Origin of the sequence: Sphingobacterium sp. InxBP1 (genome assembly GCF_026191775.1) — a bacterium.
Taxonomy (GTDB): domain Bacteria; phylum Bacteroidota; class Bacteroidia; order Sphingobacteriales; family Sphingobacteriaceae; genus Sphingobacterium; species Sphingobacterium thalpophilum.
Map to the genome: position 1 here is coordinate 128,031 of NZ_JAINDX010000040.1, position 16,098 is coordinate 144,128.

Consider the following 16,098-nt stretch of genomic DNA (forward strand, 5'->3'; position numbering starts at 1 on the left):
TTAAATTAGAAGCTAGCACGTAGCATTAAACCATAAGTTCTAGTAGCGGGTGATGTACCTGCATTTGAAACGTTATTAACCCAGTTTGATCCACCAGTCATTTGTTCAGGATCTAAATCTTTGATTGATCGGTAGATAAAGAAAAGGTTGCGTCCGAATGCAGAGATTTGTACATTTTTTGCTTTTAATTTTGCTGCAACAGACGCAGGCAAGCGATACCCTAGAGATATCTCGCGCATCTTCACATAATTATTTTTCTGAACATACAACTCGTATCTTGATTGAGAATACTGTGGCCCACCCCAATTATAAGTATTTGCATAATATGTGGCTTGAGAAATAATATTATTATTATCGGAACCATCTGCTAGCTTACCTTCCATTAGCATACCGTCATGATAAACAGTTTCTCCATTTGGTCCTGTTGCTGCGGTCGTCGCAATACCCTTGTCGTTGGAAATGTAATAACTTAACCCACCATGAGCGGCATCCATGTAGTTCAAGCTTTCTTCTGTTAATCCTCTGCTCGTCATCCAGTTGATACCGGTAGGCATAACACTGCCTCCGAGTCTGAAATCCATCAAAAGATCTAAGCTGAAGTTTTTGTAGCTGAAATTGTTGATCAAGCCGCCTACCGCTTTAGGCATTGCGTTTCCCGCTTTTATCCAACGGTCGCCGTCAATTTCATATAAACCATTTGAGGAAACGATCTTATTGCCATTTTCGTCGGTCTTAATAGGCCTAACCATAATATCGCCCATAGATTGACCTACATTGGCGACAAGTTGTGCAGCATTACCATCATAATCCCTCAATAATAAAGTTCCTGTATTACCAGGCAGCTCTTTGACCACATTTTTATTCATTGAGAAATTTAGGGTTGTGGACCATCTGAAGTTCTCTCGTTGAATAGGAGTACCATTGATGGCGAATTCCCAACCTGTATTGCGTAGGGTACCGACGTTCGCTAGTATGGAATTTGAACCGGAGCTAATCGGTAGGGTATAATTCAGTATTTGGTCTTTCACGAGTCCATTGTAGTAAGTTACATCCAAACCTAACCTGCCATTTAACATTCTAGTTTCTAGTCCAAATTCAACCTCATTTTTTGTTTCAGGCTTGATTTTTTCATTCCCAAAAGCTGTCGTCGGCACCGTCGTATAGATCACGGATGCTCCACCTTCAGCCTGCGTTCCTAAAGTCTTTTGTGTGTAAGACAATGCACTTTGGTAAATGGTAGGGTAGTTGCCCACAATTCCCCAAGATCCGCGAAGCTTGGCATAGTTGAAAAACTCGGGTAGCTTAAATGCTTCTGAGAGAATTAGGCTTGAATTTACCGATGGATAATAAAGCACGTTGTCACTCGGATGCATGGTAGAAATACGTTCACGGCGCAATGTACCTTCTACGTTCCAAAATTCTTTTAAATTAAAATTCAGAGTTCCGAAGACTGCGTCCCGCAACATGTAATTTCTGTAGTTGTAGCGATCTTCACGTTTTGGCTGATTCAACGATGCATTGACATCAAACCAATTCCTAACTGTCAACCCTCCATCTGTTTGATTTTGAACATAGACATCTTCGGATCGAGTCGCTGTATAACCACCTATTACGCCTATTTTTATATCAGTGTTAAGTTGTTTGTTATAAGTTGCTAACAAATCCGTATAATATATATTTGCGTTTTGATTGCCTAAGGAGAAAAATCCTGAATTGCCGAATACGAGTGGAATTTCATTGGGCTGCTTATCTTCTGTCTTCAGGGAAGTTACATCTGCTGAGACGCGGGCACGGAGAGATAAATCATTTGTTACATTCCATGTAGCTGTATATGATCCAATTAATCGATTCGAATATTCATCATATTGTTTTGCTCTGGAATTCCAGACATATTCCAAGACGTCGCCTCGATAGCCATTGTAGCGTATATTCTCAGCTGGTGTAAGACTTTGAGCCGTTGCCGATTCGATGACGTATTTATATCCCAAACTAGTCTGATATTTATCAAAATACCATTCTGGGTTATCGAATGTTGAAATCATACCGGCAAAGTTGTTAATTAAGCGGTCAGTTAAGAACGGTCTGTTATGCGTATGTTGATTGACAAAGTTGACAACAACATCGTTCTTAAAGTTTTTCCAAAGGGTAAAGCTCGCATTTAGATTTGCAATGTTTTTCTTATTATATGATTCCAACGCAGTCATCTGATTATCCTGACGCGTGATAGAGAATCGAATATTCGAATTTTCGGAAGTATTGCCGATTGCTAAATTGAATATGCTATTGTTTGGATTATTGAAAAACTTATTATAGGAATTTTGAGCGGAATATGGACGAACTTTTCCATCCCACGAAATTATGTCTTTTCCGTCAAATACGGGCCCAAAATTGAGACTCGTATTCATCACCCCTCGGGTAACCCCATTGACCGCCTGGCTGTTATTATAGTAATGGAACATATCATCCGATTGCTTGTCATTTTGATATGCTTTTGAGTATCCAGGACCTCTTACATCTTGGAATCTAGGGAGATAGGCGATCTGATCGTGCGTGTAAGTCGCGTTGAAGTCAACAGAGAATCCTTTTCCTGCTTTCCCCGATTTAGTCGTTACAAGGACAACACCGTTCATTGCTTCTGAACCATAGAGCGCTGCAGCCGACGCACCTTTAAGGATGCTGATATTTTCGATATCTTCAGGGTTTAGATCTTCTAGGCCATTCCCCCGAGCACGTTGGTCGCCCCAATAATCTGAGTTATTGAATGAAGTCTGGCGCATGGGAACCCCGTCTATGATAACTAGTGGTTGAGAATTCCCGGTGATTGAATTTGTACCACGAATATTAATGTTAATACCGGAAGTAGCTCCCCCTGGGGCAGCAGAAATGCGTACTCCTGGGGCTTTACCGTATAATGCACCTGCAAAATTTGGAGATCCTGTTTTTGTTAATTCCTTGGAGTCGACGGTGCTCATGGCATATCCTAGCTCTTTTGGAGCACGTTTGATTCCCATAGCTGTAACGACTACCTCTTCTAGTGCTGACGCATCTTCGGCTAGCGCGATATTAATCGTTTTAGTAGACCCTACGACGATTTCCTGTGATTTGTATCCAACCATGGAGATACGTAGGGTTTCACCTTGTGAAGCTTGGATCGTAAAGGATCCATTAGCCGCTGTCTGAGTTCCCCTGGTTGTTCCTTTGACCGAAATTGTGGCTCCGGATATCGGCCCGTTAGCATCTGAAACTATTCCAGTGATGCTTTGCTGCGCATAGAGCGATGTAACACTAAATAGTGTACATAAAGCCAATCCCGCAGTTTTTTTGTAAAATAGACTCATGTTTTTAGGTATTTGTGTAAAATATTAGTTGATGATCCTTTCAATAAATTTTTCTATGACTAAGGCTGTGGTTCCCATTTGCTGTGCGTTTTTGTGTAGATTGGAGATGCTAAGTGTTGTTTTCTTTGCAATTTTTGGGATGCTATATTCATTGATCGCGACTTGTACATGTGGAGTTAGAATATGACCAATTTCAGCCCCGCGACCACTGATGATGATTTTGTGGGGATTTAAAATATGGATCAAGGTTGATATCCCTTTTCCCAGTAGATAGCCGATTTTTCCGATATTATTTATGGCAACCTGATCTCCGATTTGTGCAGCTTTTATCAAAGCTTCGACTTGATTAACATGTTCTTTCTCTAATTTTTCGTATATCGAATATTCGCCTCTTTGAATATCAGTTTGAATATTACGAATGGCTGCACTAATGGACGCCTCTACTTCCAGACAACCGCGCTTCCCACAGGAACATAAGGTGAGCGTTTCGGAAAGGGGAATATGGCTAAACTCACCTGCAAAACCCGACGTGCCTTTAAATATATCATCGTTAATAAGGATGCCTAAGCCAACTCCCCAATTTAAATTAATAACTAATGAATGATCCGATTCTCGTGCATCCCCAAATTTCTTTTCAGCCCAAGCTACGCAACGAGAATCATTATCTATGACGGTAGGAATGGTGAATTTGAGCTCGACTTGTTCCTTAATATTATATAGGGGCGACTCATCACTATACGATTCGTTCAATCCGGTCTCAGAATTGACAAAACCAGGCATGCTGATGCCGATTCCTATAACGCGTATCAGATCAGGTTGATTGGCCGTTATAAAGCTATCTATTGCATCTAAGATTCGCGCAGAAGCATTTGTCTCCGTCAGGTCGATAGGAATGTTATTTTCCGCTGAGAATACTTCGCCTTTAAGGTCAGATAAAGCTATTGAAGTGTAAAATTGATCAATGGAAACACTAATGATAGTAAAGTCTAAATCCTCATTTAACATATATTGGATAGCCTTCCTGCCACCAGTAGATGCTGCGTAGCCCTTCTCCATAACAATATTTTTGGTGATCAACTCACTTACTTGTTTCGTAACAGAAGGTATACTTCGCGACAATGCACTTGCGATTTCTGCAATCGGTTGCATTGGCTTGTAATATAAATTTCTTAAAATATCAACGACCATAATTTGGTTCAACTTCAATAAGTAATTATTCGAGTTTTCAGTTTAAAAATGGTATCAATCTTACCAGTTAGTGTGCAATAGTCTCAAATATCAAATCGACTTTACGCTTGTTTTCTGTATTAAAGATATATAGTTATTCTATTAAGTTCAAAATTCTTTTTAAAATTTTTAAAAAGAAATCTTAAAATCACCTTAGAAAATCGGTAAGGTGGCTGTATTGGCCTGCAAAGGAAAAGAAATTGTAACAAAAGTGAGATAGTTAATGTTAGTGTTAGAAAGTGAAAAGCCGGCATTAAGCCGGCTTAAGTAATTTATTTGTACAACATTGTTATTTTTGTTTTGCCCACCAAATTGGTGTAAATACACCGTCTGTACCTCCCAATAGAGAAACAGCTTTGTTATAGTTGGCTTGGTCAGCATTTCTAAATGACGAAGGATAACTTGTTCGCTGTGGAAAAAAGTCAATTTGATTTTTCATATAATTTGCATTTGTAAGTTGGGGCATTGTAGCAATAGCTGTTTCAACTGCTGGGTTCTCAAAGAAAGGAAGTCCTAAGCGGCGGTGGTCATTCCAAGCTTCAAGGCATAGATAAGGAAATGATGCAATATATTTTTGCGTAATAATTTTTGTAAGTTTATCGTTCTTTACCGTACCGTTTTTATAGATGGTGTTATCTGGATATTTGATGTTGGCAGTACCTGCTACATTTGTATATCCATCTTTGAATTTGACAGTAAACATTGCGGGAGGTTCGGTCGTATGATCATATTTTACCGAAGTTCCGACCCGGTTATAATTCTCTGACGCTAAATATTCAGTGAGATAAGAAGAAACATCCCAATAAGCAAAGTTTTCTGAGATCCCTTTTTCGTAGGCAATTTTGTCCGACATAGGAGTATTCCAACCTCTTAATGCTGCTTCAGCAATCAGAAAGTAGCTTTCCCATGATGCGAAGAAAAGTCTTTTTTGCGTGCTAGTTCTGAACTTATTAATCATGCCTGGGATTCTGCCGTTTTGGCCTCTAAGAACGATGTTGGATGACTTTGCTCCCCATGTTCCAGCGCTAAAGGCGTTCCAGGTGTATGAGGTTTTGAATTTTAAAGTGGCACCGTCCGGCTTTTTGATCTCTGCGTCCTGAATACTAGCTGCTGACCAATACTCGGGGTCTGAAGTATGTCCAGGAATGAAAAATGCTTTGAAAGCGCGAGGGTCCATTTTATTTGGAATACCATCTAAATAATATCCTTGACTGGGGTCATTGGACATTGTCGAGAAGTTGTCTAGGTAACGGATACCAAAATCATCTTCATTTTTAATTTTATTTAAAACGTCAGCTTCGGTAAATTGTTCCGCAGTTTTGATGCCTCCCAATCCTATAAAAATATTGTTCAAAGTAGCAGAAAGCAACTGTGTATTCCATGAGCGGCTCATCACACCAGTCAATGGATCCCAACCATCTTTTTCTTGGATACCGAAATTTTGGGCCGCAATCTCAATGTACTTATTGGTTTTGACAGCGTCTTCAAACTCGGCTTTTGCTTTATTTGCATCTACTTCTGATAAACGCATTGCTAAACGCATTCGCATTGAATTTGCATAGCGAATCCAATTTTCCCATTTAAAACCGTAGGCAGCATCATAGTTTTCTATACCTGAGTTGCTGACTGACGGGTCAATCTTCGCTTGCGCATCTTTTAATTCTGCCAATAGATAATAGTAGACATCTTTAACGGAGTCGAACTCGGGATTGACTCCTTGGAAACCTTTTGTTGGGATTGGCCCAAAATTATCGCTCAGTTCGCTTAACAGGTAAGCTCTCCATATTCTTGCCACCTGAATCATGTTTCCATTGTAGCTCGCAGCCGTTCCATTTTGTGTTTTTTTGTCAGCAATTTCAATGGCAGCGTTGGCATTGTTTAACCAGCTTGAGATGCTAGACCAATAAAGAGAGTTGAATTCGTCACTTTGCTGTCCGATATTGATGAAGTTAAAGTATTGTTGGTGTGCAGCCGTTTTCCAGGAATAAATGAACAAACGTTCGGCTAATCCAGGGTCCTGTTGAGCGCCAATAATAGAATTATTTAAAAAGTATTCTGGTTTCACTTGCTGGTCATTTGCAGCAGTTTGATCAATATTGATATCTTCAAGTTTTGTACAAGAGATAGTTGCGCTTCCGATCAGTATTGCTAGCGCTATTTTTGATAATATATTTTTCATGATAATACAGATTAGAAGCCAATCGATAAGTTAAGAAAATAAGAACGTGAGGTAGGAAATGATAGGTTTTCAAATCCTACGGCATTTGAACTCATTGCATATGTAGATTCAGGATCTACACCATTTGCATAACTTTTTAGCATAACTAAGTTATTAACAGACACACCTATTTTAGCATTTTTAACAATGGTTGATTTTAAAACGTTTTTAGGTATCGCGTAATTTAACTGTAGATTTCTTATCCTAATATTAGTTGCGTTATAAAGATTTTGTTCAGTGATACCCAAGTTGCCACTAGCTCCGGATACAGTTGTCCAATAATCTTGAGGGGTTACCTCAATGTTGCTTTTCTCATAAACACCATCTTTTAGTATGACTCCGTCCACGACGAATTTGTCACGATTGCCATTGACAACGGTTTCTGCCGAAGAACCGCTTGCCTGCAATGCGCGTTGCGTCCCGGAGAAAAACTTTCCGCCAAATCTGCCATCGATTTGGAAGCTTAAACCAAAATTTTTATAAGTAAAGGAGTTGGTTAAACCCGCGAGTGCTCGAGCGGTCTGATCGCCCAAAAACTCGGCTTCATTGGATTTTGCCTGTGGTAAGCCTGTTCCGCTTAGGATAAGTTGCCCATTATAGGGGCTGTTTGAGTCTTCCACACGTAGAAATTTGGTTCCAAAAATAGCGCCATATCTTTCGTTTTCTGCGGCATATATGGTGAAATTGTCATATCCTCCTAACGTCATGCGTTTAGATTCAGGATGTAGTTCGAGAATTTTATTAAAGTTTCTAGAGACGTTTGCGTTTAAATTCCATCTAAAATTCTCGTGTTTAATTATATCAGCATTTAAAGTAATTTCAAAGCCTTCATTTAGAATATTCCCTGCGTTCGCTTTAAAAGCTCTATATCCTGAGAGGTTGTTCATTGGTATATCGATCAATTGGTTTGTTGAATTGTTTTTGTAGTACGTTAAATCTAATCCAATGCGGTTACTGAAAAACCTGGTTTCTAAACCCACCTCAATTGATTTTTGCAATTCATTGACAACATTTTCATCATAAAGGACATCTCTTTTGGAAGCCGTAGTATTGTTATTGGGGTCATTACCGATAATATACGTATTGTATAGCTGATAGGCATCCATATCTCTTCCTGTTCTAGCATATGATGCTCTTACCTTAGCGAAATTGAACCATGATGGCATACGTCCAGATTTGTTGATCAAATCTGATAATACGAAGGATGTGCTTATTGAAGGATAGAAATAGCTATTATGGTTAGGATGCAAAGTAGAGGTCCAATCGTTTCTACCGGTTAAACTGATATACCAAATATTATCATAGTTGATATCAATATTTCCATAAATAGAGTTGATTTGTTTTCTATTAATACTTTCTGTGATACTTGGGTTACCAATATTATTTCCAATTGTAAATAGGTTGGGTACCCTTAAATTTCCCGCGCTGGCGCTCAATGAAGTACGGTTTCTGTCCATTATCTGGCCGTAGAGTGCAGCGCTACCGCCCCATTTACCGAACAGGTTATCCTTCCTAGCTTGCAGGCTTATGATGTAATTATTTTCATAGAACTTATCTGTACCGGTGCCATAAGAGTTGTTTATATGTGAACCGGTGTAGGTCTTATCTTCATATTTAGTAGAATAGTTGTCTGATCCTACACGGATATCCGCGCTTAGCCAGTCATTGAAATCATATTTCACGGTCGCATTCATTAAATATCTATCGCGGGTATCACGACTTAATTTATTATGTGCTGCCCAATATGGATTGATTCCAGAATCTTCTAAATACCATGTTTGTTTTACACCGAGTTCATCCATTCCGGATTTAAACTGGGTAATATCTAAGCTTCTTGGAAATGTTAGTAATTGAGAGTAGTAGTTGCCGGCATTGACACCGCCAACAGCCCGGTTATAGGCCATGTTACGCATATATTGAACTTTTACATCAGTACTCCACTGATTGCGTTGACCAAATTTAGCGCTTACTCTGTTTATCAAATTTAGACGATTTAGTTTTTGGCCTGGTGATTTGCTGTTGTCGTGTAAATACGTGGCAGAGGAATAAACATTGACTTTTTCAGAAACTGCCTGTTGAAAGTTGATGTTTTGTGTTGTATTGAATCCTGTTCTAAAAAAATTGCCAATATTATCATAGGCTTTCAGGTTTGTTTTTGTGCCATCCCATAGTTCTACTTCTTGTCCAGCTATTTTTTCACCCCAGGAACCGGTGGCTAGCTTACCGTAGACGCCACCATCGCCTTGTGAAAAATCACTTTGCAGCTTAGGTGTCATAAAAATATTTTCTATACCGGTGATAGTAGAATAGGAGATCCCTACACCATCTTTAACTTTACCACTTTTAGTAGTAATTAAGATAACCCCGTTTGAAGCCCTTGAACCATAAAGAGCGGACGCTGCTCCTCCTTTTAATACAGACATGCTTTCGATATCTTCTGGGTTGAGATCTCCCAGTCCACTTCCCATATCTGCGCTTGGGTTCCAAAAGTCGTTATTTTTGGCTCCCGCGAAGTTGTCCATTGGTACTCCGTCGACGACAATCAAAGGCTGGTTATCACCAGTAATGGAGTTAAATCCACGGAGAATAATCTTAGACGATGAGGAAGGACCGTTTGACCCTTTTATAACTTGAAGACTGGATACTTTACCTGCAAGCGCATTAGCAATATTGTTTTCTCGGGCATCAGTAAGGGCGCTGCCTTGTATGTCTTGAAAAGAATAGCCGAGACTTCTCTTTTCGCGCTTTACGCCCATCGCCGTAACAACGACCTCTCCTAAAGTGGACTCATCGTTTGTCAATGTTATATTAATCGTTTTAGTTGCACCGACCACAATTTCTTGTGCTTTGTAACCCACCAAGGAAATGCGTAGTGTTTCCCCCTGTGCCGCTTGGATACTAAATGTCCCATTCGCGTTTGATTGAGTAGCCCTATTTGTTCCTTTGACAGAAACGGTTGCCCCCGCGATTGGCCCATGGGCATCTGAAACTGTTCCAGAAATGCCCTGCTGTGCAAATAGTGAAGATGCACTGAAGAGAGTGCATAACGCTAAACCAGCTGTTTTTTTGTAGAATAGACTCATTGTTTAGTTTTTTGTTAATAATTATTTAGTTAGGATACTGTTGATATGGCTTTCGACCACTATAGCAGCAGTGCCCTTTATTTGTGCTTGCTTATTCAATTCAGACATCTGTATCTGTGTAGTTTTTGCAATGTCGGGGATGCAGAATTCATTGATTGCAATCTGTATCTGTGGATTTAGTATGCGTCCGAATTCGGCACCTCTGCCACTGATAATTATCTGTTTTGGATTTAGTATATGAATTAAAGTGGAGATGCCTTTTCCTAGCATGTACCCTATCTTTCCAAGGTTGTTGATGACGATTTGATCTCCTGCATTGGTCGACTCAATCAGTGCATCGATCTTATTTAGATTACTTTTTACAAACGTACTATAGATTGAATATTCATTGTTTGCTATATCGTTTTCCGTATTTCTAATAGCAGCATTGAGCGAGGCTTCGACTTCCAGGCATCCCCGTTTCCCGCAGGAGCAAAGGGTATTATTGTCGGAGAGAGGAATATGACTAAATTCTCCCGCAAATCCCGATTCTCCTTTAAATACGACTCCATTAATAATGATTCCTAATCCGACGCCCCAGTTTAAGTTAATGATCAGCGAATTTTTGATATTTTTTGCGAGACCAAATTCTTTTTCGGCAAGTGCAATGCAGCGGGAGTCGTTCTCGATTACGGTAGGTACCCCATATTTTTTCTCTATATTTTTTTTGATTTTATAAAGTGGGTGCTGGACAGGGTACGATTCGTTGACTCCCAGTTCTGAATTGACGAAACCGGGCATACTTAGGCCAATACCAATTAATCGATCTATATGTATGGAAGAAGAAGCTAAAATATTTTCTATTTCAGACAAGAGTTGGTTCGAAGAATTGCTGCCCTTCAATTCTAGGGGAACGTCCCGGAATTCCGCTATAACGACATGGCTTAAATTTGTTAGTGTAAATGTAGAAAAGTATTGATCCGCTGAAATAGTTAGTATGTAAAAATCTAGATCGGGGTTGAGCGCAAATTGAATAGGCCGTCTTCCACCTGTCGACTCCGCGAAACCACATTCAATAATAATTTTCTCATCCAACAGACGGTTAATAGCCTTTGTAACGGAGGGCGTGCTTTTCGTTAGCTTTTTTACGAGCTCCGCAATCGAGAGGGTTGCATCAAAATAAAGGCTTTTTAAAATTTCTTTTTCCATTGGTCTCAATGTTCATAAAGTTGGTTAAACTTTTGTTAAAGATATATTAAAATAAAATCAAGTTGCAAATACTTTTTAAACATATTTAAAAAGTATTGTTTTTTTATTGTTTATAGAGGTAAAGATATGGGGATTGTAACAAAATTATCGAAATCTATCAATGTCCACTGTGTGCAGGTAATCTTTAAATCAATAATCCCTGTATGGCATATGTAGGGGGTGTAAATGGTCAGGATACTCACTTCATTTGATGGAACAGAAACGGATAGGGTTAGCGTTATTGTGCTGTTGTATTAAAATATTTTGCATAAAAATGTATTTTAAATATCTTATATTTACTCACTAATCACTTAATTTATGATAAAACAACGCTATTATTCCTTGGATGTTTTTCGTGGAGCTACTGTAGCACTGATGATTATGGTGAATAATCCCGGGACATGGGCGCACATGTTTACACCGCTTAAACATGCAGCCTGGCATGGCTGCTCGCCAACAGATCTGGTTTTCCCTTTCTTTTTATTTGCGGTTGGCAATGCCATGTCCTTTGTGATTCCGCGGCTGCAGGAAGCAGGGCCGGCGGTTTTCTGGAAAAAAGTGCTTAAGCGCACCGTGTTGATCTTTGCGATAGGACTTTTTATCAATTGGTGGCCTTTTGTCAAATGGGAGGGAGCTGAACTGGTCTTTAAACACTGGGTAGATCCACTGGATCCGAGCCGTGGTATCCGTATTCTCGGTGTATTGCAGCGTATTGCCATCGCATATTGTTTTGCTTCCATACTAGCCTATTATTTTAAAGAGAAGGCAATTATCACGATATCCACTATTATTCTATTGCTGTACTGGGCGATCTGCGCATTGGCTGGTGGAGCTGATCCTTATAGCCTGGAAGGATGGTTTGGTACTAAATACGATATTGCTATTCTTGGATTACCACATGTGTATAAGGGAGAGGGGGTGCCATTCGATCCCGAAGGGCTGATGAGTACCCTACCAGTTGTGGTGCAGGTCGCATTTGGTTATCTGGTGGGGGTGTTCATAAAAAAACAGGGTCAGGTGGATTGGCTGTGGCCGAAGGTGCCCGCTTCGAATGAATCGCATTTCAAACTGCTTTCTGGTATGTCTGTGACGGGATTTATCCTGCTTGTTGTGGCATGGGTGTGGGCTTTGGGCTTCCCGATCAATAAAAAAATATGGACCAGTTCTTATGTCCTCTATACAACAGGTCTGGCAATAATGACCATTGGCGCCATGATCTGGTTTATTGAGGTGCAGGGCGTAAAAAATAAGCTGACACAATTTTTTGATGTTTTTGGTAAGAACCCACTGTTTATATTTGTGCTGAGTGGTATTTTGCCACGCCTGCTCGGGTTGTTCCGTATTCCCGATGGGACAAAAGATGATGGCACTGCGCGTTATATAGATGCTTTTGGCTGGTTTTATAAATATGTCTGTGCCAAAATCCCGGGTATTCCCGAAATCGGCTCGTTCGTGTATTCATTGTGCTTTCTGGTATTGATGTGGGTTATCTGTTATGCGTTGGATAAGAAGAAGATATATGTGAAGGTGTGATGTTCAGCTGCCAATTTAATTTGATAATCCCAAAGTTTTTGCTACCTTTGCACGCAATTAATAAATTTTTAAACGCTTTAATATTATTCAAGAGATGTATTTAAGTAAAGAGTACAAAGCTGATATCTTCGCAGAATTTGCTGGATCAGCTACCAACACTGGATCTGCTGAAGGTCAAGTTGCTTTATTTACAAAAAGAATTGCTCACTTAACTGAGCATTTGAAAAAAAACAGAAAAGACTTCGGTACGCAACGTGCCCTACAAAAACTAGTAGGTAAACGTCGTTCTTTGTTGGCTTATTTGTACAAAACTGATATTGAAAGATACCGTGCTATCATCAAAGCTTTAGGCTTGCGTGATATCATAAAATAAGCTTTTGATAAAAATTTTGAAAGCCATCCAGATTCTGGATGGCTTTTTTTTGTTTGTATGTACTTCATAGGTCGCTTCCTTTCCATTTCCCGGAATAATAATACCTTGTTTGCCAGCTATCAAGCTGTTTTTAGAGTTGTTCGTCAAAAATGGATATTCAACCTCATTATTTACTGTGTTATCGAGGATTAAGAAGGCATCATAAGATCTGGTGTCAGCCATTTTTGATGATTATCATAACTAACTGATTAGAAAATAGATAATCAAGATAAGCATTAAAACGGAAACATCTTAGTATCAAGTTTTGCCTAATGACATTTTTTAATCAATTTTTAGACAGTATTTAGTCAATGTTTATACAGTCTGTACTGAGTAATCACTGAGCAAGCACTGAACAAACACTGAACAAACACTATTAAAAGGCAGAGTTTGATACTCATCTGATCTTCGTTTGCTTCACCTCTAAAATTGAAAGAGAGAACCTACGTTTGCGTAACAAAAATATTCTTGCTGAAACTCATTGCACTGGAGCTTAAACGCCGCGAAATGTTATATGTCGTCCTGCATTACTTGGAAAATGTATAACGGATTCGGTGGGAACAGAAAGGGGGGTACTATAGAGGTACCATAGAATCGATTATTCAACCTAAGGTTTATTTAGGATAATCTTTTTTATGCGTTGACCCTGCGGCTTAGAAGGCAAATGTGAAGAAGTGCTGGTATTTGCGTAATTTCGCCTGCTGTTAATTGCATTAATCTTAATATTTTAATTTACCTTTGTGCTGAAATCTAATGTATTTAAAATATCGGCATGCTGCCAAAAGATGAAAAGCATGTCACAAATAAGATTAAATGAATTACAACGAAATTAAAACGACCATCGATATGGGTAATGGCACCCAGATCGAATTGTCTACAGGCAAGTTGGCTAAACAGGCTGATGGCGCCGTAGTATTAAAACAGGGCAATACGATGTTGCTGGCGACAGTCGTTTCAGCCAAAGAAGCAAAATCTGGTGTGGACTTTTTGCCACTTTCAGTAGACTATCAAGAAAAATATGCGGCGACAGGCCGAATCCCGGGTGGTTTCTTACGTCGCGAAGCGAGATTATCCGACTATGAGGTATTGATCTCCCGTTTAGTAGACCGCGCATTGCGTCCATTGTTCCCCGAGAATTACCACGCCGAAACTCAAGTTCAGATCAGTTTGATCTCGGCAGACAAAGAGATCATGCCGGATGCATTGGCCGGACTGGCAGCCTCAGCTGCCATTGCAGTTTCCGATATTCCATTTAATGGTCCCATCTCAGAAGTTCGTGTCGCTAAGATTGATGGCCAGCTGGTGATCAATCCGAAATTGTCCGAGCTTGAAAAGGCTACTTTAGAATTTATCGTTGCTGGATCTGCGCAAGATATCGGTATGGTAGAAGGTGAGGCAAAAGAGATTTCGGAAGCTGAAATGGTCGAAGCAATCGCCTTTGCACACCAAGCGATCAAAAAGCAGATTGCGGCTCAGGTGGAACTGGCCAACTTGGTTGGAAAGACCGTAAAACGTGAGTACAACCACGAGCCTGAAAATCTCGAATTGAGAGAGGCGATTTACGCTGCTACCTATGACAAAGTATATGCGGTTGCCAAATCAGCTTCGGCGAAACATGAGCGTTCGGAGAGCTTCGCAAAAATTGCAGAAGAATATAGAGCGACGATGCCTGAAGAGCTGGACGAGGATACCGAATTTCTGTTCAAAAAATATTTCCACGACGTACAATACGATGCTGTTCGTAACCTGGTCCTGAATGAAGGTATCCGTTTGGATGGCCGCGATGTACGCACAGTGCGTCCGATCTGGTCTGAGGTGGATTATCTGCCAGCAGCACATGGTTCGGCTCTATTTACCCGTGGTGAAACGCAATCATTGACATCGGTCACTTTGGGTGCCAAGGATGATGAGCAGATGATTGATGGCGCGTTTATCAATGGATATAACAGATTTATTCTGCACTACAACTTCCCCGCATTTTCTACAGGTGAAGTGAGACCGAATAGAGGGCCCGGCCGTCGTGAAGTTGGTCATGGTAACCTGGCCATGCGTTCGTTGAAGCAGGTATTGCCTTCTGATTCTGAAAATCCTTACACGATCCGTGTTGTTTCTGATATCTTAGAATCCAATGGCTCATCGTCAATGGCAACAGTATGTGCCGGTACCTTGGCGCTTTTGGATGCTGGTGTGAAATTAAAAGCTCCTGTTTCGGGTATCGCTATGGGATTGATCTCTGACGAAAAAACCGGTAAATACGCTATTCTATCTGATATCCTTGGCGATGAAGACCATTTGGGAGACATGGACTTTAAAGTAACCGGTACTGAAAAAGGTATCGTTGCCTGCCAGATGGACTTGAAAATCAATGGTCTGAAATGGGAGGTGTTGACACAAGCTCTAGATCAGGCAAAAGAAGCCCGTCTACATATCTTGGGTGAAATGAAGAAAACAATAGCGGCTCCTCGTGAGGATTACAAACCGCATGCGCCACGTATCGTTCAGTTGCTGATTGATAAAGAGTTTATCGGTGCTGTGATCGGTCCGGGTGGTAAGATCATTCAGGAAATGCAACGCGAGACTGGTGCCACGATTTCGATCGAAGAAGTGGACAATAAAGGCGTTGTTCAGGTGTTTGCGGACAACAAAGCCTCTATTGACGATGCTGTGGGCCGTATCAAGGCAATTGCTTCTAAACCTGAGGTAGGTGAGACTTATGAAGGTAAAGTGAAATCGATCATGCCTTTCGGTGCTTTTGTGGAAATTATGCCAGGTAAAGATGGTTTGTTGCATATCTCTGAAATTGACTGGAAACGTTTTGAAACGATGGACGGTATTTTCAAAGAAGGTGATAAAGTAACTGTTAAACTTCTGGATATTGACAAACAGGGTAAAATGAAGCTTTCCCGGAAAGCATTGTTGCCTCGTCCTCCAAAAGAAGAAAAACCAAAGCAGGATAAAACTCCAGGCGAAGCTCCAATAGCTGGCGCTGGTCAAGAATAAGTATTTTCTTAACATACTGAAAGAGCCCGCTGGAAAGCGGGCTTTTTTGTATCATCAAAG

General features: G+C 40.2%; 8 protein-coding genes. 3 read left to right on the forward strand and 5 right to left on the reverse strand.

The genetic code is table 11. From position 1 onward, the window contains the following. Positions 1-5: 5 nt before the first annotated feature. The 5 genes from K7A41_RS04895 to K7A41_RS04915 form a co-directional block, all read right to left on the reverse strand. Positions 6-3,338, reverse strand: a complete 3,333-nt coding sequence (locus tag K7A41_RS04895; protein WP_265712827.1) for a SusC/RagA family TonB-linked outer membrane protein — start codon at positions 3,336-3,338, stop codon at positions 6-8. A gap of 24 nt (positions 3,339-3,362) precedes the next feature. After that, positions 3,363-4,526, reverse strand: coding sequence for an ROK family transcriptional regulator (locus K7A41_RS04900; protein WP_265712828.1), 1,164 nt, complete (start codon positions 4,524-4,526; stop codon positions 3,363-3,365). Positions 4,527-4,854: 328 nt separating this feature from the next. After that, positions 4,855-6,744 carry a SusD/RagB family nutrient-binding outer membrane lipoprotein gene (locus tag K7A41_RS04905; protein ID WP_265712829.1) on the reverse strand — a complete coding sequence of 630 codons (1,890 nt, stop codon included), beginning with the start codon at positions 6,742-6,744 and terminating at the stop codon, positions 4,855-4,857. A gap of 11 nt (positions 6,745-6,755) precedes the next feature. Then, a complete protein-coding gene (locus tag K7A41_RS04910) occupies positions 6,756-9,866 on the reverse strand; it encodes a SusC/RagA family TonB-linked outer membrane protein (RefSeq protein ID WP_265712830.1) in 3,111 nt (1,036 codons plus the stop codon). Between the two features lie 21 nt (positions 9,867-9,887). After that, positions 9,888-11,054, reverse strand: a complete 1,167-nt coding sequence (locus K7A41_RS04915; RefSeq protein WP_265712831.1) for an ROK family protein — start codon at positions 11,052-11,054, stop codon at positions 9,888-9,890. 357 nt (positions 11,055-11,411) lie between these two features. Here K7A41_RS04915 and K7A41_RS04920 point away from each other — a divergent pair, with 357 nt between their 5' ends. From K7A41_RS04920 to pnp, 3 genes are all read left to right on the forward strand, one after another. Next, positions 11,412-12,626 (forward strand): acyltransferase family protein, encoded by a 1,215-nt coding sequence (locus K7A41_RS04920; protein ID WP_265712832.1) that lies wholly within the window; start codon positions 11,412-11,414, stop codon positions 12,624-12,626. 94 nt (positions 12,627-12,720) lie between these two features. Beyond that, complete coding sequence (gene rpsO / locus K7A41_RS04925; protein ID WP_028072500.1) at positions 12,721-12,999, forward strand: 30S ribosomal protein S15; 279 nt, start codon at positions 12,721-12,723, stop codon at positions 12,997-12,999. A gap of 852 nt (positions 13,000-13,851) precedes the next feature. Next, positions 13,852-16,038: a polyribonucleotide nucleotidyltransferase gene (gene pnp / locus K7A41_RS04930; RefSeq protein ID WP_028072502.1), complete on the forward strand. Its 2,187-nt coding sequence runs from the start codon at positions 13,852-13,854 to the stop codon at positions 16,036-16,038. Positions 16,039-16,098 lie beyond the last annotated feature (60 nt).